At 66.0% G+C, this 19,593-nt stretch carries 17 protein-coding genes; all 17 read right to left on the bottom strand.

Annotated features, from left to right (window positions below):
* Positions 1-2: 2 nt before the first annotated feature.
* The 17 genes from ACQR1L_RS09775 to ACQR1L_RS09855 all read right to left on the bottom strand — a co-directional run bounded on the left by ACQR1L_RS09775 (position 3) and on the right by ACQR1L_RS09855 (position 19,586).
* On the bottom strand, positions 3-479 hold the full coding sequence (locus ACQR1L_RS09775) for a (2Fe-2S)-binding protein (RefSeq protein WP_434857740.1): 477 nt from the start codon (positions 477-479) through the stop codon (positions 3-5).
* Positions 480-482: 3 nt separating this feature from the next.
* The gene (locus ACQR1L_RS09780) at positions 483-1,304 is read right to left on the bottom strand and encodes an FAD binding domain-containing protein (protein ID WP_434857741.1); all 822 of its coding nucleotides are present in this window, start codon (positions 1,302-1,304) and stop codon (positions 483-485) included.
* 15 nt (positions 1,305-1,319) lie between these two features.
* Positions 1,320-1,763: an SRPBCC family protein gene (locus tag ACQR1L_RS09785; RefSeq protein WP_434857742.1), complete on the bottom strand. Its 444-nt coding sequence runs from the start codon at positions 1,761-1,763 to the stop codon at positions 1,320-1,322.
* Between the two features lie 3 nt (positions 1,764-1,766).
* The gene (locus tag ACQR1L_RS09790; RefSeq protein ID WP_006609919.1) at positions 1,767-2,204 is read right to left on the bottom strand and encodes an SRPBCC family protein; all 438 of its coding nucleotides are present in this window, start codon (positions 2,202-2,204) and stop codon (positions 1,767-1,769) included.
* Positions 2,205-2,210: 6 nt separating this feature from the next.
* Entirely contained in the window at positions 2,211-5,105 is a 2,895-nt protein-coding gene (locus ACQR1L_RS09795; protein ID WP_434857743.1) for a flotillin domain-containing protein, read from the bottom strand.
* A 75-nt stretch (positions 5,106-5,180) separates the two neighbouring features.
* A complete protein-coding gene (locus ACQR1L_RS09800) occupies positions 5,181-6,026 on the bottom strand; it encodes a phosphoenolpyruvate hydrolase family protein (RefSeq protein WP_434857744.1) in 846 nt (281 codons plus the stop codon).
* A gap of 5 nt (positions 6,027-6,031) precedes the next feature.
* On the bottom strand, positions 6,032-8,251 hold the full coding sequence (locus ACQR1L_RS09805) for an ABC transporter permease (protein WP_434857745.1): 2,220 nt from the start codon (positions 8,249-8,251) through the stop codon (positions 6,032-6,034).
* Positions 8,244-9,026, bottom strand: coding sequence for an ABC transporter ATP-binding protein (locus tag ACQR1L_RS09810; protein WP_434857746.1), 783 nt, complete (start codon positions 9,024-9,026; stop codon positions 8,244-8,246). The genes ACQR1L_RS09805 and ACQR1L_RS09810 overlap by 8 nt, the downstream gene beginning before the upstream one ends.
* Positions 9,019-10,101, bottom strand: coding sequence for a branched-chain amino acid ABC transporter permease (locus tag ACQR1L_RS09815; RefSeq protein WP_434857747.1), 1,083 nt, complete (start codon positions 10,099-10,101; stop codon positions 9,019-9,021). The genes ACQR1L_RS09810 and ACQR1L_RS09815 overlap by 8 nt, the downstream gene beginning before the upstream one ends.
* A 1-nt stretch (position 10,102) precedes the next feature.
* Positions 10,103-11,113 (bottom strand): branched-chain amino acid ABC transporter permease, encoded by a 1,011-nt coding sequence (locus tag ACQR1L_RS09820; protein WP_434857748.1) that lies wholly within the window; start codon positions 11,111-11,113, stop codon positions 10,103-10,105.
* 199 nt (positions 11,114-11,312) lie between these two features.
* Complete coding sequence (locus tag ACQR1L_RS09825; RefSeq protein WP_434857749.1) at positions 11,313-12,137, bottom strand: AraC family transcriptional regulator; 825 nt, start codon at positions 12,135-12,137, stop codon at positions 11,313-11,315.
* A gap of 125 nt (positions 12,138-12,262) precedes the next feature.
* Complete coding sequence (locus ACQR1L_RS09830) at positions 12,263-13,513, bottom strand: ABC transporter substrate-binding protein (protein ID WP_434857750.1); 1,251 nt, start codon at positions 13,511-13,513, stop codon at positions 12,263-12,265.
* A 310-nt stretch (positions 13,514-13,823) separates the two neighbouring features.
* Positions 13,824-14,162 (bottom strand): hypothetical protein, encoded by a 339-nt coding sequence (locus ACQR1L_RS09835; protein WP_434857751.1) that lies wholly within the window; start codon positions 14,160-14,162, stop codon positions 13,824-13,826.
* 178 nt (positions 14,163-14,340) lie between these two features.
* Complete coding sequence (locus tag ACQR1L_RS09840) at positions 14,341-15,672, bottom strand: lysine N(6)-hydroxylase/L-ornithine N(5)-oxygenase family protein (RefSeq protein WP_434857752.1); 1,332 nt, start codon at positions 15,670-15,672, stop codon at positions 14,341-14,343.
* A 27-nt stretch (positions 15,673-15,699) separates the two neighbouring features.
* A complete protein-coding gene (locus ACQR1L_RS09845) occupies positions 15,700-16,743 on the bottom strand; it encodes a GNAT family N-acetyltransferase (RefSeq protein WP_434857753.1) in 1,044 nt (347 codons plus the stop codon).
* Positions 16,744-16,860: 117 nt separating this feature from the next.
* Positions 16,861-18,606, bottom strand: coding sequence for a cyclic peptide export ABC transporter (locus ACQR1L_RS09850; protein WP_434857754.1), 1,746 nt, complete (start codon positions 18,604-18,606; stop codon positions 16,861-16,863).
* The gene (locus tag ACQR1L_RS09855) at positions 18,603-19,586 is read right to left on the bottom strand and encodes an alpha/beta hydrolase (RefSeq protein ID WP_434857755.1); all 984 of its coding nucleotides are present in this window, start codon (positions 19,584-19,586) and stop codon (positions 18,603-18,605) included. Before ACQR1L_RS09855 ends, ACQR1L_RS09850 begins: the two co-directional genes overlap by 4 nt.
* Between the last annotated feature and the right edge of the window lie 7 nt (positions 19,587-19,593).

A 19,593-nucleotide genomic window follows, 5' to 3' on the forward strand; every position in this document is an offset into this window, starting at 1 on the left:
CCTCAGGCGCTCGCGCGCGATGCGGCCGCCGCCAGCACCGCATTGATGATCGGCTCGTAGCCGGTGCAGCGGCAGATGTTGCCGGAGATCGCTTCCACCACCTGCTCACGGCTCGGCTGCGGGTTGCGGTCGAGCAGCGCCTTGGCGGCCATCAGCATGCCCGGCGTGCAAAAGCCGCATTGCGCGGCAAACCCTTCGGCGAAGGCGCGCTGCAGCGGATGCAGGTTCGGACCCGCCTTGATGCCGTCGAGCGTCTCGATAGCGCGGCCCTCCACGGTTTCGGCAAGCGTCAGACAGGAGAGATGAGCTTCGCCGTCGATCAGCACGGTGCAGGCCCCGCAGCCGCCCTGCCCGCATCCGAACTTCGGCGTGACGTCGCCGAGCATCTCGCGCAGCACCACCAGCAAGCTGGTGCCGCCATCGACGAACAGCGCGACGTCGCGGCCGTTGTGGCGGAACTGAAGTGGAGTCTTGGCCATGCTCTAGCTCTCCTGTCCCGACAACAGCCGCCGCAGATGTACGCCGAGCACCTCGCGTCGGTACCACGCGCTCGCCAGCGAATTATCGGTCGGCGCCGTCCCCTCGCCTGCGGCGGCCGCCGCCGCACTGATCGCGCTGGCATCGAGCGGCCGGCCTTCGAGCGCGCGCTCGGCTCCCTTGGCGCGGATCGCGGTCGGCGCCATCGACCCCAGCGCGATGCGCGCGCCGGTGACGCGGCCACCGCTCTGCGGGAGATGTACGGCGAGCGTGATGACCGAGCCGCCCTTCGGCTTGATGCGCGCGATCTTGCGGTAGCGGAACGCATCGGCCGATGCCGGCCGGATACAGGAGACAGCGACCACCAGCGCGCCGGCCTGCCGGTCGCGCGATTGCAGAAATTCTTCGAGCGGCATGTCGCGCAGACCGAAGCCGCCCTGCAGCGAGATCATGCCGTCGAGCGCCAGCAGCGCCACCGTGAAGTCACCGAACGGCGCCGGTGCAAACAGATTGCCGCCGACGGTGCCCATGTTGCGCACGGCCGGGCCGCCGATCGAGCGTGCTGCCGGATGCAGGAAGGCGAGCTCGCGCTCGGCCAGCACGCGCGCGAAGGTGACGCCAGCTCCGATGCGCACACGGGCGCCGGCGGCCTCGATGCCCTGCAAGGCGCGGTCGGTGGCGCGCACGACGGTCGCGATCGAGACGCCGCCCTCGTTGAGCTCGCGCATCACCAAGGTGCCGCCACCGAGGTAGCGCGCGGCGCGGTCCGACGACAGCGCGGAGGCCGCCTCGCCCAGCGCCTGGAATGTCTTCACCGTCACCGGCATCGGTTCACCTCTCGCTCATGCCGCCTGCTTCAGATGCGAGCGGATCGCCTCGAAGCCGGCCTGGTAGATGTCTTCCGCCACCATGCGCGTCAGTTCCTCCGCCTGCTCCAGCCGCGTCGTGAACCGGCTCTCCCAATGCCAGAACGTGCGATCGCCATCGGTGACGGGGAGCAGCCGGACATGGGCGACGTAGTTGAACAAGGCGACCGGCGTATCGAGCAGGCAGTAGCTGAAGCTCTGTTCAAGGTCGGACAGCGCCAGCAATTGCTCGCGCAGCTCCGAGCCGTCCTGAAGCCGGAAGCGCCTGACGCAGCCGATCTTGTCGGAGGTCTGCGAGCGCTCGATCGCCGAGGTCGCCACCGCCGGATGCCAACGGTCATGGCCGTTGAAGTCGCGCAGCACCTCCCAAACCCGGTCGGTCGGCGCGTCGATGATGGTGCTCTTGACGATGTGCGGCACGGACTAGCCTCCGAACGCCCGCTTGAGCGCATCGAAGCCGCCCTGGAACACGCCGCCGCCGATCGAGCCGACCAGATCGGCCTCGCGCTCCGGCGCGCAGTCGAACTCGGCGGTCCATTCCAGGAAGGTCTTGTCGCCGTCCGTCACCGGCGTCAGGCGGAGCGTGGCGACGTAGTTCGACACGCCCATCGGCGATTCCAGGATCGAATAGGTGCAGAACATGTCGTAGTCGGACAGGCCGAGAAGCTTCTCGCGGATGCGGTCGCCGTTGCGCAGCCGGAAATCCCTGACGCAGCCGATCTTGTCCGCGGGTTCGCCGCCCTCGATGCGACTCTCGGCGATGGCGGGATGCCAGTTCGGCAAGCCGTTGAAGTCGCGGACGCGCGCCCACACCCGGTCGTTGCGGGCATTCACGACAGTGGAGACGTAGACCCTCGCCATCTCGCATCAACCCTTCTTGCGCGGGCCGCGATCGGCCGGCGGCTCGGATGGGCCGACATCACCGCCTCCACCTCCACCAGTATCCTTGCGCGCGGCGGTGTCCTTGCGAATGCCCTGCATGTCCCTGGCTTCGCGGATCAGGCCCGGCATCTTGGCCAAGCTGCCGCCCTCGACGCCGATGTCGGAGAGGATGGAGTCGATCAGCGGCGCCTGCACGCGATAGCGCAGCGCGGAATCGATCACCTCGTCGGTCGCGCTGCGGCCGCCATTGCCGTTGCCGCCATTGCCGTTCAGGCCGTCGACCTGGAGAATGCGGATGCCCTCGATCTTTTCCATCGGCTTGACGCTTTCGCGCACGATACCCTCGATGCGGTCGAGCAGCTTGCGGCGGAACAGCGAGTAGCGGGCCTGGTCGGTCAGCACGTTCTCGGCCTCGTTGAGCAGCCGCTGCGCTTCGGCTTCCACCGCCGCGCGCACGCGCTCGGCCTCGGCGGCGATGCGGGTCTCCTCCGCCTGCTTCTCGGCGAGCAGCACCTCGACCGTCTTGCGGCGGCGGGCGATCTCGCTCTCGCGTGCGGTGATCACCTTCTCCGCGGCTTCGGTCGCGCGCGTGCGCGCCTCCTCGGCCGACACCTTGGCGGCGGATTCCTCCAGCGACTTCTGGTACAGCGCGATCGCCTTTTCCATCAGCGCCGTCTCGACGTCCTTCTCGCGGTTGACTTCCAGCTTGCGCAACTCACGCTCGCGACCGATGCGCGCCTCGTCGAGGCCGCGATCGGAGGCAATGCGCGCGCGCTCGACCTCCTCGCGGGCGGCGATCTCGGCCTCCTGCAGCGACTGCACGCGGGCGACTTCGAGCTGCTCGATGGCCCGGCGACGCTCCAGCCGGACCGCCTCCAGCGCCTGCTCGCGCGACACATCGGCGGCCTCGACCTGTTTGCGCGCGACGATCTCGGCCTCCTTGACCTGGCGATCGGCATCGATGCGTTCGGCGCGCTTGGCGGCGAGCTCGATGACCCTGACCTCATCGGCCAGCTCGATCGCTTTCTTCTGGTCGATGTTGAGCACCTCCCGCGTCCGCGACGACGCAATGCGCTCAGCCTCCAGCGCGAGCTCGACCTCGATGCGGCGCCGCTCGACCGCCTCGCGCCGCTTGAGATCGGCCGCCTCGACGGCCTCGGTCCGCGAAATCTCCAGGCTGCGCGTTTCCTGCTCGGAGAGGATGCGCTTGGCGGCGACCGCCTGCTCCTGTGCAATGCGCGCCGCCTCGATCGCTTCACGCGATGCGATGTCGGCCTCCTCGATGGTCCTGACGCGGGCGATCTCGAGGGCGCGCACCCGCTCCTCCTGCGCGATGCGGCTGGCCTCCGTGGCCTCCCGCGCGACGATGCCGGCGATCTCGATGCCCTGATTGCGCTCGATCTCCAGCTTGCGCGTCGCATGCTCGGCAGCGATGCGCTCGGCCGACAGCGCCTGCTCGCGGGCGATGCGCGCGGCCTCGACCGCCTTCTGCGCCTCGATCTCCGCCTCCTGGATGGCGCGGACCTGCGCGATCTCGGTGGCGCGCGTACGCTCGTCGGAGCTGATGCGCTCCAGATTGACGATCATGGTCTGCGCGATCCGCGCCTTCTCTGTCGCCTCGCGTGCGGCGATCTCCGCCTGCTCGATGGCTCGGGTGCGCTCGATCTCGCGCCGCCGGGTCTCCTCGTCATTGGCGATCCGCGCATCGGAGACGACGCGATCCTGCTGGATGCGCGCCTTCTCCACCGCCTCGCGCGCAGCGATCTCGGCCTCCTCGATGGTTCGGGTCCGCTCGATGTCGCGCTGGCGCACCTCGCGCTCGGATTCGATGCGGGCGGCATCGATCGCGCGCTGGTTGGCAATCCGGGCCTTCTCAATGTCCTCGCGCGCCAGGAGCTCGCGCTCCTCGACCGCGCGGGTCCGCTCGATCTCGCGCTGCCGCGTGTCGCGCTCGGCCGCGATCCGCGCCTCGGCGATGGTGAGCTCGTTGGCGATGCGTGCCTTCTCGATCGCCTCACGCGCGGAAATCTGCGCCTGCTCGGCCTCGGTCTCGCGCAGCGCCCGCTCGCGTGCGACTTCCGTCCGCTGCAGGGCGCGGCGCATCTCGATGTCGCGCTCCTGTTCCAGCCGCGCCGTCTCGCTCTCGCGCTCGATCTCCAGCGCCTCACGCTCGGCTTCGAGGTTGCGGGTGCGGATCTTGATCATCGAGTCCTGCTCGATGTCGTTGCGCAGCTTGCGCTTGCTCTCGATGTCCTCCATCAGCCGGGTCAGGCCTTCGGCGTCGAACCGGTTCGACGGGTTGAAGAACTCCAGATCGGTCTGGTCGAGATCGGTGATCGCGACGGATTCGAGCTCGAGCCCGTTCTGTGCGAGTGCCTCGGAGGCGGCTGCCTTCACGCGGGAGACGTAGTCGCCGCGCTGCTCGTGCATCTGCTCCATCGTCATCTCCGCTGCCACCGAGCGCAGCGCGGAGATGAACTTGCCGGAGAGCAGCGCGTGCAGCTTTTCCGGTTCGAGCGTGCGCCGGCCGAGCGTCGCGGCGGCGATCGAGACCGCCTCGCGGGTCGGCTGCACCCGCACGTAGAAGTCGGCCTCGACGTCGACCCGCATGCGGTCGCGGGTGATCACCGCGTCCTGCTTCGCGCGCGTAATTCCCATCGGCAGCACGTTCATGTTGACCGGCGTATAGTCGTGGATGAACGGCATCACGAAGGCGCCGCCATTGATCACGACACGCTCGCCCATGAAGCCGGTGCGGACGAAGGAGACCTCCTTCGAGGAGCGGTGGTAGAGCCAGTTGACGATATAGACGGCGACCACGATGACGATGATCGCAACGATCAGCCACAGGATCAGCTCACCGATCAAAGCCCCGGACATCGCATTCCTCCCTCATTCTTCTGTCCGACGGGCGCGGCGCCAGGCGCCATCGCTGCCGGATCTCGTGTTGTCACCTCAGACGCGGCGCGGCCGCGAGCTGATCGCCTTGAAATGTCGCACCTGCTCGGTCAGCGCCCGCTCTACCGGCAGTCGCTCCATCGAGGAGGCGCCGTAGAAGCCGTGGCAGTTCTTGGTATGCTTCATGATGTAGTCGGCATCGGCGGGCTCGGCGATCGGACCGCCATGCGCCAGCACCAGGATCTCGGGATTGACGCTCAGCGCCGCCGACGCCCAGCTGTCGATCAGGCCGGGACAGTCCTCCAGCTTCGGCGCGGTCTGCGCGCCGATCGAGCCGCCGGTGGTCAGGCCGAGATGGCAGACGATGATGTCGGCCCCCGCAATCGCCATGCCCGTCGCCTGCGCCTCGTTGAACACGTAAGGCGTTGTCAGCAGGTCCTTGTCGTGGGCGCGCCCGATCATGTCGATCTCCAGCGCATAGGAAATGCCGGTCTCCTCCAGATTGGCACGGAAGGTGCCGTCGATTAGGCCAACGGTCGGAAAGTTCTGCACGCCGGAGAAACCGAGCGCCTTCAGTTCGTCGAGAAAGACATCCATGTCGCGGAACGGGTCGGTGCCGTTGACGCCCGCAAGCACCGGCGTGCTCTTGACGACAGGCAGCACCTCGGCGGCCATCTCGACCACGATCGCGTTGGCGTCGCCATAGGCCATCAGCCCGGCCAGCGAACCACGGCCGGCCATGCGATAGCGGCCGGAATTATAGATAACGATCAGATCGATGCCGCCGGCCTCCTCGCATTTCGCCGACAGGCCGGTGCCGGCGCCGCCGCCGATGATCGGGACGCCGCGACGGACCATGTCGCGAAACTTCTTCAGCAGCGGTGCACGCTCATATCTCGGCATGACCATCACCTCGCCTGTCTGCGCCGCGCCGGCAGCCGCCCGAGCATCGGCCTGATGGCGGCCACGATCGTGGCAACGAACTCGTTGTCGTTGATATGATGCGGCACGCGGATGATCCGCCGCGTCGAGGTTTGCCGCACGGTCTGTTCGAGGCTGCGGAACAGCGCCTCGTCCGCCTCGCGATCGAAGAACGGCTGGCCCTGCGCATCGAGCGCCGACACTCCCTTCTCGGGCAGGAAGAACCTGACCGGGCCATCCATGCGATTGAGCCGCTCGCCGATCCAGCGCCCCATCTCCGTGTTTTCGGCGGGTGTCGTGCGCATCAAGGTGACCTGCGGATTGTGGACATGAAACTTGCGGCCGCGATAGCGCTCCGGAATGGTCTCGGGCGCACCGAAATTGACCATGTCGAGCGCGCCGACCGAGCCGACATAGGGCACGCGCGAGCGAATGATGGCGCCGAAGCGGTCCTCGGTCGCCGGAAACACGCCACCCATCAGTAGATCGCAGACCTCGGTGGTGGTGAGGTCGATGATTCCGGCGAGCATCCCGGAGTCGACCAGCTTCTCCATCGAGCGGCCGCCGACGCCGGTGGCATGGAAGACGAGGCATTCGTAGTCGTCGCGCAGCTCGGCCGTGATCTTCTGCACCGCCGGCGTGGTCACGCCGAACATGGTGATGCCGAGCGCGGGACGCTGCGGCTTGGCGCCTCCAACGATGGTTTGTTGCTGCTGCCGCGCCGTCACCATGCCGGCCAGCGCATGCGCGCCGTTGCTGAGCACCGCGCGGGATATCGAATTCAGGCCTTGGACGTCGGTGACTGAATACATCATGGCGATGTCGGCAGGCCCGACATAGGCGCCGACGTCTCCCGAGGCGACAGTCGAGACGATCAGCTTGGGCACGCCGATCGGCAATTCGCGCATGCCAGGGGCCACGAGCGACGTGCCGCCCGAGCCGCCGGCCGAGATGATTCCGGCGACATTGTCCTGCCGCCGCAGCCAGCGCGCAAAGGCGTCGGCCATTGCGGTCACGGATTGCCCACGGTCGGAGCCGAACACGGCCGAGCCGCCACGCGGATGATTGAGCGCGATCTCCTGAGCCGAGACGTCGCAACTCGCATGCTTGCCACTGGTGGAGACATCGACAAGCCGTGTGCGCAGGCCATGGCCGGCAATGATGTCGCGGATGAAGCGCAGCTCCTCGCCCTTGGAGTCGAGCGTGCCGGCCACGATCACCGCCGGCGGACCGGACGAGACCGGTGCTGTGCGCTCGCGTCCGACGCGCGCCGCCTCGTCGAGACGGGTCACGCTGGTCGAGACCGTTCGCGCCTTGGCCTCGATCTGCGCGACCGGCACCGGCTGCGACCAGCGCGTCGGCAGCACTGGATTGGAGACGTAGACCCTGACCGGCGCGGCCTTCGGCGACGCCAACGTCGCTGCGCGGGCGACAGGCTCCTCCCTCGCCTGCTCCGTGCCGAGATCGGTCTCGTCTCCCGCATGCTGGCCGACGCCCAGCAGCCGCTGCTGCAGCTCGCGGTCGGCGGCCAGCCGCGCGGAGTCGATGATGCGGTTGATGCGGCCATTGACCATGATCGCGACGCGCGGCGAGATCGCGGTGGCGACGCCGATGTTCTGCTCGATCACCAGCACCGCGATGTCGCCATCCTGGCCGAGCCGGATCAGCATCTCCTCGACCTGGGCGACAATGACCGGCGCAAGCCCCTCGGTCGGCTCGTCCATGATCAGGAGCTGCGGATTGGTCAGCAGTGCGCGCGCGATCGCGAGCATCTGCTGCTCGCCGCCGGAGAGCTGCCCGCCGCCATTGTTGCGGCGCTCGGCAAGCCGCGGAAACGTCTCGTAGACGCGATCCACCGTCCAGGCTCCGCGGCGCAGCCCGGCCGCGAGCCGCAGATGCTCGTCGACACTCAGCGAGCGCCACAGACGCCGCCCCTGCGGGACATAGCCGACGCCGAGCCGCGCGATCCGCGCCGGATTGAGCCCGGTGATATCCTCGCCACGCAGCCGCACCGCGCCGCCGGACGGCCGCAGCAGGCCCATGATCGCCTTGCACAGCGTGGTCTTGCCCATGCCGTTGCGGCCGACCAGCGAGAACACGCCGGACTCGAGCCGGAGGTCGACGCCCTGCAGCGCATGCGAATGGCCATAATAGACGTCGAGGCCGCGGACATCGAGCGCGGGCACGGAGCGGCCGCGATCATTCATGGCCGCCTCCGAGATACAGCTCCTGCACCTCCGGATCGGATTCGATCTCGTGCGGCGCGCCCTCCTTGAAGATGCGGCCGTTGTGCATCATCGTCACGCTCTCGACGACGCGCAGCGCCACATCCATGTCGTGTTCGATGATGATGTAGCCGATATGCGGCGGCAGCGATGTCAGGATCTGGACCAACTCGCGCCGCTCCGTCGGCGACAGGCCCGCCGCCGGCTCGTCGAACAGGATGAAGCGCGGCGCGCCCGCCAGCGCCAGCGCGATCTCGAGCTGACGTTGCTGGCCATGGGCGAGCTCCGACACCAGCTGATCGCGCACCGATGTCAGATGCACCGCCTCGATCAGGCGTTCGGCCGCCTGCATCAGCGCGTCGTTGGCGCGCGGCCGCAGCATCGAGAAGCGCGCGCGCGAGACGCCTCGGCAGGCGAGATAGACGTTGTCGCGCACGGTCAGGCCGAGGAACAGCGCGGAGATCTGATAGGTCCGGCGCAGCCCGCGCCGGATGCGCTCGTAGGGCGGGAACGCGGTGACATCCTCGCCGAAGAACCGGATCGTGCCTGACGTCGGCAGGAAGTCACCGGTGACGCAGTTGAACAGCGTCGTCTTGCCAGCCCCGTTCGAGCCCAGCACCGCGCGTCGCTCGCCGGGGCGCACCGTGATGGTGATGTCCGTCAGCGCCGCCAGCGCGCCGAACATGCGCGTGACGCCACGCAACTCCAGCGCAGCCGTGGAGCCGAGAGCGGAGAGCCGGTCAGCCACCCTATCCATGGCCGTGCCCTCCCGGACGCGCCTCGGTGGTCTGCCTGCGCTTGCGCCAGCGCTCATACAGGCCGATGACGCCATCGGATGAGAAGAACACGATGGCGAGGAAGCCGAGCCCGATCAGCAGCCGGAAGCGGTTGCCGTCGAGGCCGACCTTGACCAGGAAATCCAGCGCAAAGGTGCGCAGGAGGACGAAGATGAAGGCGCCGATATAGGCGCCGACCGGCCGGGTGACGCCGCCGACCACAGCGACGATCAGAATGTCGATGCAGCGTTCGACCGCGACCGAGCCCGGCGAGATCTGGCGGTAGTTCCAGACCTGCAGCACGCCGCCAAGCCCGGCGATGAGCGCGGCAAAGGCATAGGCCGCGATGCGATGGGCATTGACGTTGAAACCGAGCGCGGCCATGCGCCTGGGATTGTCGCGAACGCCCTGCAACGCCAGCCCGAACGGCGCGCGCGACAAATAGACCACAGCGGAACAACACAGGGCGGCGACTGCGAGGATCAGGTAATAGAACGCAATGTCGCTACGCCAGTTGATGCCGAGGACATGCGGCGTCGCGACCGTGTTGATGCCGGTATGGCCGTTGAAGATCGCCCAGTTCTGGTTGGTGAAATAGTAGAACGCCGCGCCGATCGCGAGCGTGATCATGATCGTGTAGATACCTTCGGTGCGTACCGCCAGCGCGCCGCCGAGCGTGCCGAACGCCACCGCGAGCACCAGCGCCATCGGCGTCGCCAGCCACCACGGCCAGCCCAGGCTGATATTGGCGTTGCCGCTGACGCCGAACACCGCGACCATGTAGCCGGCAAAGCCCGCGATTGTCAGCTGCATCAGGCTGACCATGCCGCCATAGCCGGCGAGGAACATCAGGCTCAGCGCGATCGTGCCGAGGATCAGGGTCGTCCCGAAGATCTCGATCAGGAAGAAGCCGTTGGCGATAAGCGGCATGATCAGCAGCAGCGCCGCCAGCGCCCAGCCCCAGGGCTGCTCCGTGACGGACCAACTGGCCGGCTTTGCGGTCGTGCCCCGCGCCAGCATGCCGTCCCTTGTCCGCGCCTCCTGGAGCAGCGACATCTCAACGCCTCGCCAGCAGGCCCTGGGGCCGCAGCGCCAGCACCAGGACCATGATCAGGAAGGTCACGACGATCGCATAGGTCGGGATGTAGACCGAGCCGAGCTGCTCGGCGAGCCCGATAATGAGCGCGCCGAGCGCAGCTCCCGGGATCGATCCCATGCCGCCGACGATGACGACGACGAGCGAGGCCAGCAGGAACCTCGTATCCTCGCCGGGCGACAGCGATTGGAAGGTTCCGCCGACCACACCGGCAATGCCCGCAAGACCGGCGCCGAAGGCAAACACCAACACAAAGACGAGCTGGATCTGCACGCCGGTCGCGGCGAGGATCTCGCGGTCATCGACGCCGGCGCGCACGATCATCCCGACCCGGGTGCGGTTGAGCGCCAGCCACATCAGGATGCCGATCACGACCGAGCCGCAGAAGATCACCAGACGCACCAGCGGATATTGCAGGAACACCGCCTCGCCGGATGATTTCATCGCCGTCATCAGCGGCAGCTGCACGGGTCCGATCAGCCAGGCCGGCGTCTGGATCTGATAGAAATCGCCGCCGAACGCCCACAGCATGAGATCGGCGAACACGATCGACAGGCCGATCGTCACCATCGTCTGCCGCAGGTCCTGGCCCTCCATGCGACGAAACACGAAGAACTGCAGCAGGACGCCGACAATCGCGACGACAATGAACGCGGCAATGAAGGCCAGAATCCACGAGCCGGTCGCGGACGAAATGCCGTAGCCGACATAGCCGCCGAACAGATAGAGCGAGCCGTGCGCGAGGTTCACATTGCGCATCAGGCCGAAGATCAGGGTGAAGCCGCTTGCGACGAGGAAATAGAGCCCGCCGAGCGTGATGCCGTTGAAGACGGCGCTGAGGAACACCTTCTTGCGCCCGACCGCCTCTTCCAGAGCCGGTGGCCAGACGGCAACGATCAGCCAGACCAGCACTGCCACAGCCAGCAGGACAATGAGAGACCAGATCGGGTGGCGCTCGATGAAGCGACTCATCGATCCTCCCCCGCAATCAGGAGCATGGCTCCGTCATTGCGGCCGCAACGCACATCCAGCCAGAGATCGCCGGGTCTGCCGGCCATCGCGCTTTCTCCCTCGTCGGATCCGTTTTCGGATCACGTTGAGCGAAGTGTAGCGAGCGATGCGTGGATGGATTTGATCGACAGTCTCTTTTCGCGCGGTGCGCAGCAGCACGTCAGGCGCGCAGCACTTTTGCAGCGCGGCGATAGTCGGTCGGGGCCATCCCGACATTCGCAGCGAAGAAGCGCGTGAAGCCGCTCTGCGACGAGAAGCCGAGATCGAAGCCGATATCCGCGATCGGCGACTCCGTCGCCACCACCGCATCCAGGGCCCGCTCCATCAGCAGCGTGTTCAGATAGAGGTTCGGCGTCACGCCTGTCTGGCTGCGGAACAGGCGATAGAAATGCGGACGGGACAGGCCGGACTCGCGGGCGATGTCATCGAGTTCAATCTCGGCACACGGGCTGTCCGACATCAGCTTGATGCATTTGCGAACACGGAAATCGGTCACCTCGGCACACGGACGCTCGCGCATCCGCTCCGGGATGCACCAGCTCTGTTCGTAGCAGCTGTCGATGAGCTGTCGTAGTTCGCCGTCCAGGCAGCCGAGGGACGGAGCGCCGCAAACCAGTGCTGCGGTGCGGCGGATGCAGCGATCGAGCGCCGGTGTCCGACGAAACCAGGTCCGGCCGAACCGAAGACCCTGCTCGCGAGCAGCCGATGGGGCAAACCATTCCGCGTTGACGTATAGCACGAAGAAGATCGCGCCATTGTCGACGTCGTTGGGCAGGAAATTGTGCGGTTCCCAAGGATTGACTGCAACGATCCCCTCCTCACCGAGAATGTGACGCTGATCGCCGACGTCGATATGAGCTGGAGTTCCGCCGACATGAAAGATCAGATGCCCCTCACGATGGGCATGCACGTTGAATGGCCGATTGAGCTGATAAACCGTCGCGCGGCCGAAGCGAGCATGAAAGACGGCGAGCGCCCTACTCATCACTTCCTCACCGAAATGGCTTTTTGATTATGCATCAGCGTCGATGATTGCTGCACAGAAAGCAAGCGACGCGACGACGCGGCCGGAGCAGTCTCCGGCCGCGTTGAGTTGCAGAGCACAATTGGTCAGTATTTCTTACATTCAGGTACCGTCCGGCTCGGCAGCCCGATCTTGGCGAAGGTGGCGGCATCGTAGCCGAGCGTCTGGTTGACGTCCGGAATCACCTTCACGACCTTGCTGAACAGCGCACCCTTGCCGTCATCGACGACCTCGGTCACGAAGTTGGTGCCGATCGCCTGACGGTTGGAGTCGAGCTTGATCTTGCCGTTGGGCGCATCGATCTCGATCTTCGCCAGCGCCGCCTTCAGCTTTGACTGGTTGTCCGACAGATCGCCATTGACCTCGCGCAGCGCCAGGATCAGCGCCATGGTCGAGCCATAATAGTTGGTGGCGAGCAGCGACGGGCTGGGGAAGCGCTTCTCCGGCGGGAACGAGTCCTGATAGGCCTTCACGAACTTCTGCCAGCGCGGGTCTTCCCAGGTGTCCGCCTGGCCGGACGCGGCGATGGTTCCGATCAGCGCGTTCTTGGCATTGCCCTTGGACGACAGGATGGTCTGGTCGATCATGATCGAGCCGCCCATCAGGTGCGCCTTGCCGCCCGCCTGCTGATACTGATTGAGGAAGTTCACGGCGTCGGCGCCGCCGAGGCCGAGGTAGATCGCATCGACGTCGTCAGGCAGCGCCGCGATGACCGAGGCGAAGTCCTTGGTGCCGAGCGGTACCCATTGCCGGCTGGAAATCTTGCCGCCGAGGCCGCAGAATTCGAGCGCCAGACCGAATACCTGGGTGTAGATGAAGGAGTAATCCTCACCGACCGTCGCGATCTTGCGGTAGCCCTTGGTCTCATAGGCGTACTTGCCGAGGCCGACCTGCCACTGGGCGCCGTCCATGTTGAACCGGAAGAAATTCGGCGCCGGATCGACATAGGTCGTCTCCTGCGCACCGGACGCGGCGTTGACGAAGGTCAGCTCGGGGCGGGTCTTGGCGAAGTTCTTGACGGCGATCCCTTCGTCGCCCGACAGCGGCGACAACAGGATCTGCACCTTGTCCTGCTCGATCAGCTTGCGGACGGCGCGAACAGCCGAATCCGGCGTGGCGTCGGTCGAGGCGACGATGAATTCCAGTTCCTTGTCGCCGACCTTCTTGCCGAGCACGTTGAGCGCGGTGACATGCCCGCGCATGCCGTCCTCGCCGAGCACCGTATAAGTGCCTTCAAGGGTCGCCGTCACGCCGACCTTGATCTTCTCCTGCGCGTACGCCGTGCCTGACAGCAAAAGCGCCGTGACCACGGCGAACCCCACGCGTCGCATGTGCATCGAACTCCCTCCCTTGTCGCCCCTTGCTGGAGCACACGAATGTGCCGGCCAGTCGTTGCTGGCCCGGTGGCGGCGGGCGTCACGGGCATCCGTCGTCTTGTTGAGCCGTGAGCCGCCATCGGCGGGGAAGGCTAGCGGATGAGGTGCCGACGGGCGCACGTCATCCCGTCCGCACCTTGACGTCGAGTCTCATTTTGTATGATGCGATGCGAGAACGATTGCACTGCGGCCACCGGCATCGCAGGCGACAGGACGCGGCCGCGCCTTCTGAAACGTTTGGCATACCTGGGGCGCCTCGCGAAGCGCCGGGCTATTCGCCCGTCGGCGTCTTCGAGCTGGGAGCGCGGCGTCGTGCCACGACGCGCGACCGCCGTATCCGCCGCTTGCGAAATTCGAGGCTGCACATCGCACTGTCGATCGTCTCATTCGGACGCCGCAGACGCCGACCATGAAAACCGAGCCACTTTTCAACCTGTCGAGCGAGCACGCGGCCGAGATCCAGACGCCGCAGCAATTCGTCCCGCGTATGCAGCGAGGCGATATCGACGATGTAGTCGAGACGCTCGGACATCGTTCGGCCCACGAGCCGCGCATAGTCACTCGTTACCAACACGGTTACCACCCGCTCAGGCAAATGCGGCTCAGCCATTTCTCATTCCCAAAATCCGCCGTGCCCGCCGCTTGAAGGACGTCGTCCCTCAAACCGTGCCATCACGGCGACAACAGACGATCTGACGAGCGCGCCCAGTCCGGTCCGCTCGTCGAAATGCTTGCCGACCTCGGCTCCGCGTCGCACAGCGGTCGCCAGATCCGAGGTCGCGACGCTCCTAGGAATAGACGTCCTCGGCCAAATCCGGCTCGAGCCGCGTTGCCAGATCTCCTCCTGCGGCCGATACCAGCGCGCTGGTGATCTCCTGCGCACGCATCGGAAGAACCGACAGCAGGGTATCGCTCAGACCATGAGACATCTCGGAGCACCCCTGCAGATGCACTTGCGGCAGGAACGCGGGGCTCGTCCGAACGCGATAATCGCGGTCCAGGGATCCGGGCTCGATGAAGCGACGAATCGGCGCGAGAAACTCGGGAAGCAGCGGACGCTCGTATCCGGTCGCCAGCACGACGGCATCGTAGGTCTCCCGGCGTCGGACATCCTCATCCTTGTTCAGCAGCTCGAGCTCGATCCCTTCTGCGCGCGCCTCGACGGCAACGATCTCGCTGCACGGATGAAGGGCAAGCCGACGCTCGCCGTTGACGCGCTGCTGGTAGGTCGTCCGATAGAGCTGGTCGAGAAGTTCGGGATCAACGACGGCGTAATTGGTGTTGCGAAAATTCCGGACGATGGCGCTGCGACGACCATCGGGCTGCGCGTAGAAATAGTCCGTGAACTCCGGGTTGAAGATTTCATTGACGAACGGGCTGCTGTCGGACGGCTTGAGCGCATGTCCACGAAACACGAGGTCGATCCGGACATCCGGTCTGCGGTCGCACAGGTCCAGCGTCACTTCGGCCGCACTCTGGCCGCCGCCGATGATCGCGACCCGCGGCGCCTGCCCGCCGATTTCGTTGGCAAGAGCGGAGTCGAGATACGCGCTGGTGTGCACCACCCGCGGATCACCCGCACAAGGCCGAAAGATCGGCGGGATATGAGCATGCCCGCCCACCGCCACCACGAGGTTGCCGGCGCTTCTCGACCGTTCCTGCCCGTCCGGTGTCCGCGACACGACGCGGAGCGCGACCACTGATTGCCCGGCATGCACCGGCTCGACGGCGATGACGGTCTCGCCATAGGCGACTGAACGGTCGAACTGGCTGGCCGCCCAGCGCAGGTAGTCGTTGAACTCGACACGGCTCGGGTAGAACGTCTTGCAATTGGTGAAGTCCAGCAGCCGTCCCGACTTGTGCAGATAGTTGATGAAGGTGAACGGGCTGGTCGGATCACGCAGCGAGACAAGGTCCTTCAGAAATGAGATCTGCATGGTGCTGCCGGGCAGCAGCATTCCGCCGTGCCACTTGAACGCCGGCTGCCTTTCGATGAACAGCGAGCGGCACTTCAGGTGATGGCGCCGCGAGCAATCGTCGAGCGCGATCGCAAGCGCGATGTTCGACGGCCCGAAGCCGACGCCGACGACATCATAGTCTGGGGCGGGATGATATGACATGGGTGATGCTCCGTCCGCGTTGGGTCTTCAGCGTTGCACTTCGTCGGCCGCCGGCTGCCAGAGCCTGTCGCCGAAGAAGCGTTCACGAAGCAACATGACCAGGGTTGCTCGCTTGTGCGGGAAATCGAAGTTCTTGATCCGGGCAAATCCGGCTCGGTCGAGGTTGCGCAACTGCTGGACGTGCGCGGCCGCAGGCTCGCCGACGATGCGCTCGGTCCGGGCATCGTCCAGGAACATGTAGTGCATCAGCGAGGGGAGCCAGGCGGTGATGAAGCGGCGCCCACGGAAGGCGTCCTCGCCGACGATCACGTGCCAGCCGCGGTCGTAGTCGCCCGCATCGTAGAACGGAGCGATCCGGTTTTCCTTGGCCCAATAGAGCTCGAAATAGCCGAAAGGCCGGTCGCCAAAGCAGCCGACCAGCGGCAGCATGTGCGCATCAGCCAACAGACGCGCGAGATAGTGACGATGCTTGTCCAGATCGCCCGCTTCGCTCCAGAACGCGTCCACACGCGGATCGTTGAGCCATTTGTGTACCCAGGGCAGATCCTGCTCGATATCCACGACCCGGAAATTGATGGTCTCGGACAGCCAGGGGATGAAGCGAGAATAGACGCACCCTTGCGGCTTCGGCGGCCGCAGCGGATGACGTTTGCCGTCCGTCATCACATACGACAACGGAAATGCCGGCCGCGATGCATCCGTCAGCCATCCCGCACGTCGCTGCATCACCATGTCCGGCAGCAGTTCCAGCCTGCCATGTCGTGCAACCGCAAGCCCGTCCCGAAGAACGGCAGCGGCCGCCGCCGAGTCATCCAGCGCGACCGCGAGACAGTCGAGCGATGGACTCCAGGCGAACGCCGCCTCGGCCATCGCAGCAACCGCGCTCGACAGCCGGCCGTGATCGAGGCCGTCGCGGACAACCAGTTGCATGCTTTCGCCATGGGGCCGAAGCGACAGCAGTGCCGCCCCGTCCGCCATCACCCGCAGTCCGTCGTCGTCGCGTACGACCGTCATGCCGGCCGTTGCCGGAAACGTCTGAACTGTTCCCGCGAGGCTCGCCCTTGCATTCATCAGCACCCTCCCCTTGATCGAGCTGCGCGGGCGTTCACCACAGTTTACTCCCGCTCAGGATGTAGATTGTTCCGGACAGCCAAAACAAGAATGTCCGCAGCGCTGCGTTTAGATTAGTTACAAATCACCTGCGTTCGCCGGTGCGTGCGACATCGCCGCGCTGTGCAGAGACACCGCCCGCGGTCCTGTCCGCCTTGTTGCATCGTTGGGCTCTTCCATCGGTTCGACGTCGATCAGTCCGTTGCGCAGGCGCACGATCCGATCCGCGCAGTGGAAATAACGGTCATCATGCGAGATCACGACAATCGTCTTGCCGAGGCGCTTCAGATCGGCCAGCAACTCCGTGTAGAAGACATGACGAAATGCCGGATCCTGGTCGGCGGCCCATTCGTCGAAGACCAGCACCGGCCGTCCCTCGATCCAGGCATTGATCAGGGCGAGGCGCTTGCGTTGGCCGGTCGACAGATCCGTGGTCGAGAATGCACCGCCGTCGATCGAGACCTTGTGGGCGAGGTCCAGACGATCGAGATAGTGCTGCGCAAGGTCGGCGCGGGGATTGCCCTGCTGCTGGACAAGCGTATCGAACAGATAGTAGTCCGAGAACACCGTGGTGAAGAGCTGCCGGTAGTCATCGCGCGTGTCGCTGACCACGGGCTTGCCGTCGCGCAGCACCACGCCGCGATCGGGGACGTAAAGCCCGAGCAGAAGCTTGATCAGCGTCGTCTTGCCGCTGCCGTTCTCGCCGACGATGAAGACGATCTCGCCGCGCCGGATGCGCAGATCGAGCGGTCCGATCGTGAAGGGCTGTCCGGCCGAAGGCGTCTCGAACGCATAGGAGACGCCGCGCAGCTCGATGGACTCGATCTGCTCCGCAGGCCGTGGGGCGGGGTCCGCGAGCAGATCGGCCTCGGCCGTCGCGAACTTGTCAGACATGTCGGCGATGCGCCGCATCGCCACCTGCGCGCGGCCGAGCGAGGGCAGCATGCCGATCAGCTGGTCGATCGGCCCGCGCATGAACAGCAGCACCAGCACGAAGCCGCTGGAGACCGAGGCCGGACTGTCCGGCCACAGCAGCGGGCGCAGCACCAGCGCGGTCCCGATCACCAGGAACAGAAGCACGGTCCCGAGCGCACGCGCGGTGACGAGCAGATTGATGGCCTTGATCTGGACGTCGCTGATCCGGTCGACCGTCCGCTCGATCAGATCGACATGGACATGGCGGCGGCGCGGGCGGTGAAGACGCAACTCCTTGGCGCCTTCGGCAATGGCGCGGTAGTGTTTCTGCAGATCGTCCTCATATTGACGCGCGAGATTGAACCCCGTCATGCCCCGCCTGCGGGCGAGGAAATGCACGAACGATCCCAGCGCGATCAGGGCGGACGTGACGAGGAACAGCGGCCAGGACAGCACCGCCAGGTAGACGAGGCAGCCGGCGACGATCACGCCGGAGACGAAGAAGGCCGGAAAGAAGAAGGCGAAATCACTGATCGCGTCGACGTCCTTGGTCAGCACCGGAATCAGCCGATGCGACCGATAGGATTCGAGCTGATCGATCGGCGCCATCAGGATCTTGGCGGCGAGCGACTTGCGCAGCGAGGCGATGATCCGCTGCCCGACCAGATTGGCGCTGATGTCCGAACCGACCGAGCCGATCACGACGAGGACGCAGAGACCCGCAAAGGACGCGACCAGTCCGCCGACATCCCCTGCCCCGGCATAAAGACCGCGATTCACCACGGCGAGCAGGCCAGCGACGCTGGCGCCGCCGAGCAGCCCAAGAAGGATGGCCACGACGAGCAGCATCCAATACGGCCGCAACAGGACGCCGACATGAGTCACTCCGGGATTGGCTGAGGTCGTCATGGCTGGCCGGCTCCCGACTTCGTGGCGAATGCGGTCCTGAGGCTGGCGCCGATATTGGCGCGGGCCTGCAGCGCATCCGGCACGACATTACCCATGCGCAGGAACTCGTGGATCATGCCCGGATAGACCTTGAGATCGACGGCCACGCCGTCCGCGCGCAGCCGTCTGGCATAGTCGTGCCCCTCGTCCGCCAGTGGATCGAACTCGGGCAGCAGCAGCATCGCGGGCGCGACGCCCGCAAGATTGGTGGCGGCGAGCGGCGCGAAGCGCCAATCATGCCGGTCGGCATCACCGCGGAGATAGTGGTTGAAGAACCAGTCCACCGTCTCGCGCTCGAGCAGATAACCCGCACCGTACCTCTCATAGGACTCCGACACCTGCTGCGGGCTGAGCCCGGGATAGGCCAGCACCTGCAGCACCGGCTGCGGCAGACCGCGGTCGTCCCGCGCGGCGATCGCCAGCGCCGCCGCCAGCGTGCCGCCCGCGCTGTCGCCGCCGATGGCGACACGGCGCGGGTCGAGGCCTAGCGCGGGCCCTTCGCGTCCGATCCAGCCGAGTGCATCGACGCAATCCTCGAACGCCGTCGGAAACCGATGCTCGGGCGCGAGCCGATAGGCGATCGACAGCACGGCCGCTCCGCTGTCCTGCGCCAGGCCGCGGCACAGCGGTTGATGGGACTCGAGACTGCCGACGACGAAACCGCCGCCGTGCATGTAGAGCAGCACCGGCATCGGATCGGCCACGTCGGGGCGCCGGGGCGCATAAAGTCTTGCGTCGATCACCGCACCGTCGCGCGTCGGCAGCCGGAGCTCGCGCTCATGCGCGAGCGGCGGTGGATCGTCATCCAGCAGCGGCGACGAGGCATCGAAATCAGCTCGCGCCTGCGCCGGGGTCAGTTGCGGAAACGGGACGCGGACGCCGGACTCCGTCCCCAGCTGGATCATCTCGAGCAACGCCGCGATATCGGGATGAAGGCTCATGATCACC

Origin of the sequence: Bradyrhizobium sp. HKCCYLR20261, from assembly GCF_051168435.1 — a bacterium.
In the GTDB taxonomy this organism is placed as follows: domain Bacteria; phylum Pseudomonadota; class Alphaproteobacteria; order Rhizobiales; family Xanthobacteraceae; genus Bradyrhizobium.

Excerpts from the sequence above, each read along its gene's own strand:
- ACQR1L_RS09775 (WP_434857740.1), bottom strand. The coding sequence starts at position 479 with ATGGCCAAGACTCCACTTCAGTTCCGCCACAACGGCCGCGACGTCGCG.
- ACQR1L_RS09780 (WP_434857741.1), bottom strand. The coding sequence starts at position 1,304 with ATGCCGGTGACGGTGAAGACATTCCAGGCGCTGGGCGAGGCGGCCTCC.
- ACQR1L_RS09790 (WP_006609919.1), bottom strand. The coding sequence starts at position 2,204 with ATGGCGAGGGTCTACGTCTCCACTGTCGTGAATGCCCGCAACGACCGG.
- ACQR1L_RS09795 (WP_434857743.1), bottom strand. The coding sequence starts at position 5,105 with ATGTCCGGGGCTTTGATCGGTGAGCTGATCCTGTGGCTGATCGTTGCG.
- ACQR1L_RS09800 (WP_434857744.1), bottom strand. The coding sequence starts at position 6,026 with ATGCCGAGATATGAGCGTGCACCGCTGCTGAAGAAGTTTCGCGACATG.
- ACQR1L_RS09805 (WP_434857745.1), bottom strand. The coding sequence starts at position 8,251 with ATGAATGATCGCGGCCGCTCCGTGCCCGCGCTCGATGTCCGCGGCCTC.
- ACQR1L_RS09810 (WP_434857746.1), bottom strand. The coding sequence starts at position 9,026 with ATGGATAGGGTGGCTGACCGGCTCTCCGCTCTCGGCTCCACGGCTGCG.
- ACQR1L_RS09815 (WP_434857747.1), bottom strand. The coding sequence starts at position 10,101 with ATGTCGCTGCTCCAGGAGGCGCGGACAAGGGACGGCATGCTGGCGCGG.
- ACQR1L_RS09820 (WP_434857748.1), bottom strand. The coding sequence starts at position 11,113 with ATGAGTCGCTTCATCGAGCGCCACCCGATCTGGTCTCTCATTGTCCTG.
- ACQR1L_RS09825 (WP_434857749.1), bottom strand. The coding sequence starts at position 12,137 with ATGAGTAGGGCGCTCGCCGTCTTTCATGCTCGCTTCGGCCGCGCGACG.
- ACQR1L_RS09830 (WP_434857750.1), bottom strand. The coding sequence starts at position 13,513 with ATGCACATGCGACGCGTGGGGTTCGCCGTGGTCACGGCGCTTTTGCTG.
- ACQR1L_RS09835 (WP_434857751.1), bottom strand. The coding sequence starts at position 14,162 with ATGGCTGAGCCGCATTTGCCTGAGCGGGTGGTAACCGTGTTGGTAACG.
- ACQR1L_RS09840 (WP_434857752.1), bottom strand. The coding sequence starts at position 15,672 with ATGTCATATCATCCCGCCCCAGACTATGATGTCGTCGGCGTCGGCTTC.
- ACQR1L_RS09845 (WP_434857753.1), bottom strand. The coding sequence starts at position 16,743 with ATGAATGCAAGGGCGAGCCTCGCGGGAACAGTTCAGACGTTTCCGGCA.
- ACQR1L_RS09850 (WP_434857754.1), bottom strand. The coding sequence starts at position 18,606 with ATGACGACCTCAGCCAATCCCGGAGTGACTCATGTCGGCGTCCTGTTG.
- ACQR1L_RS09855 (WP_434857755.1), bottom strand. The coding sequence starts at position 19,586 with ATGAGCCTTCATCCCGATATCGCGGCGTTGCTCGAGATGATCCAGCTG.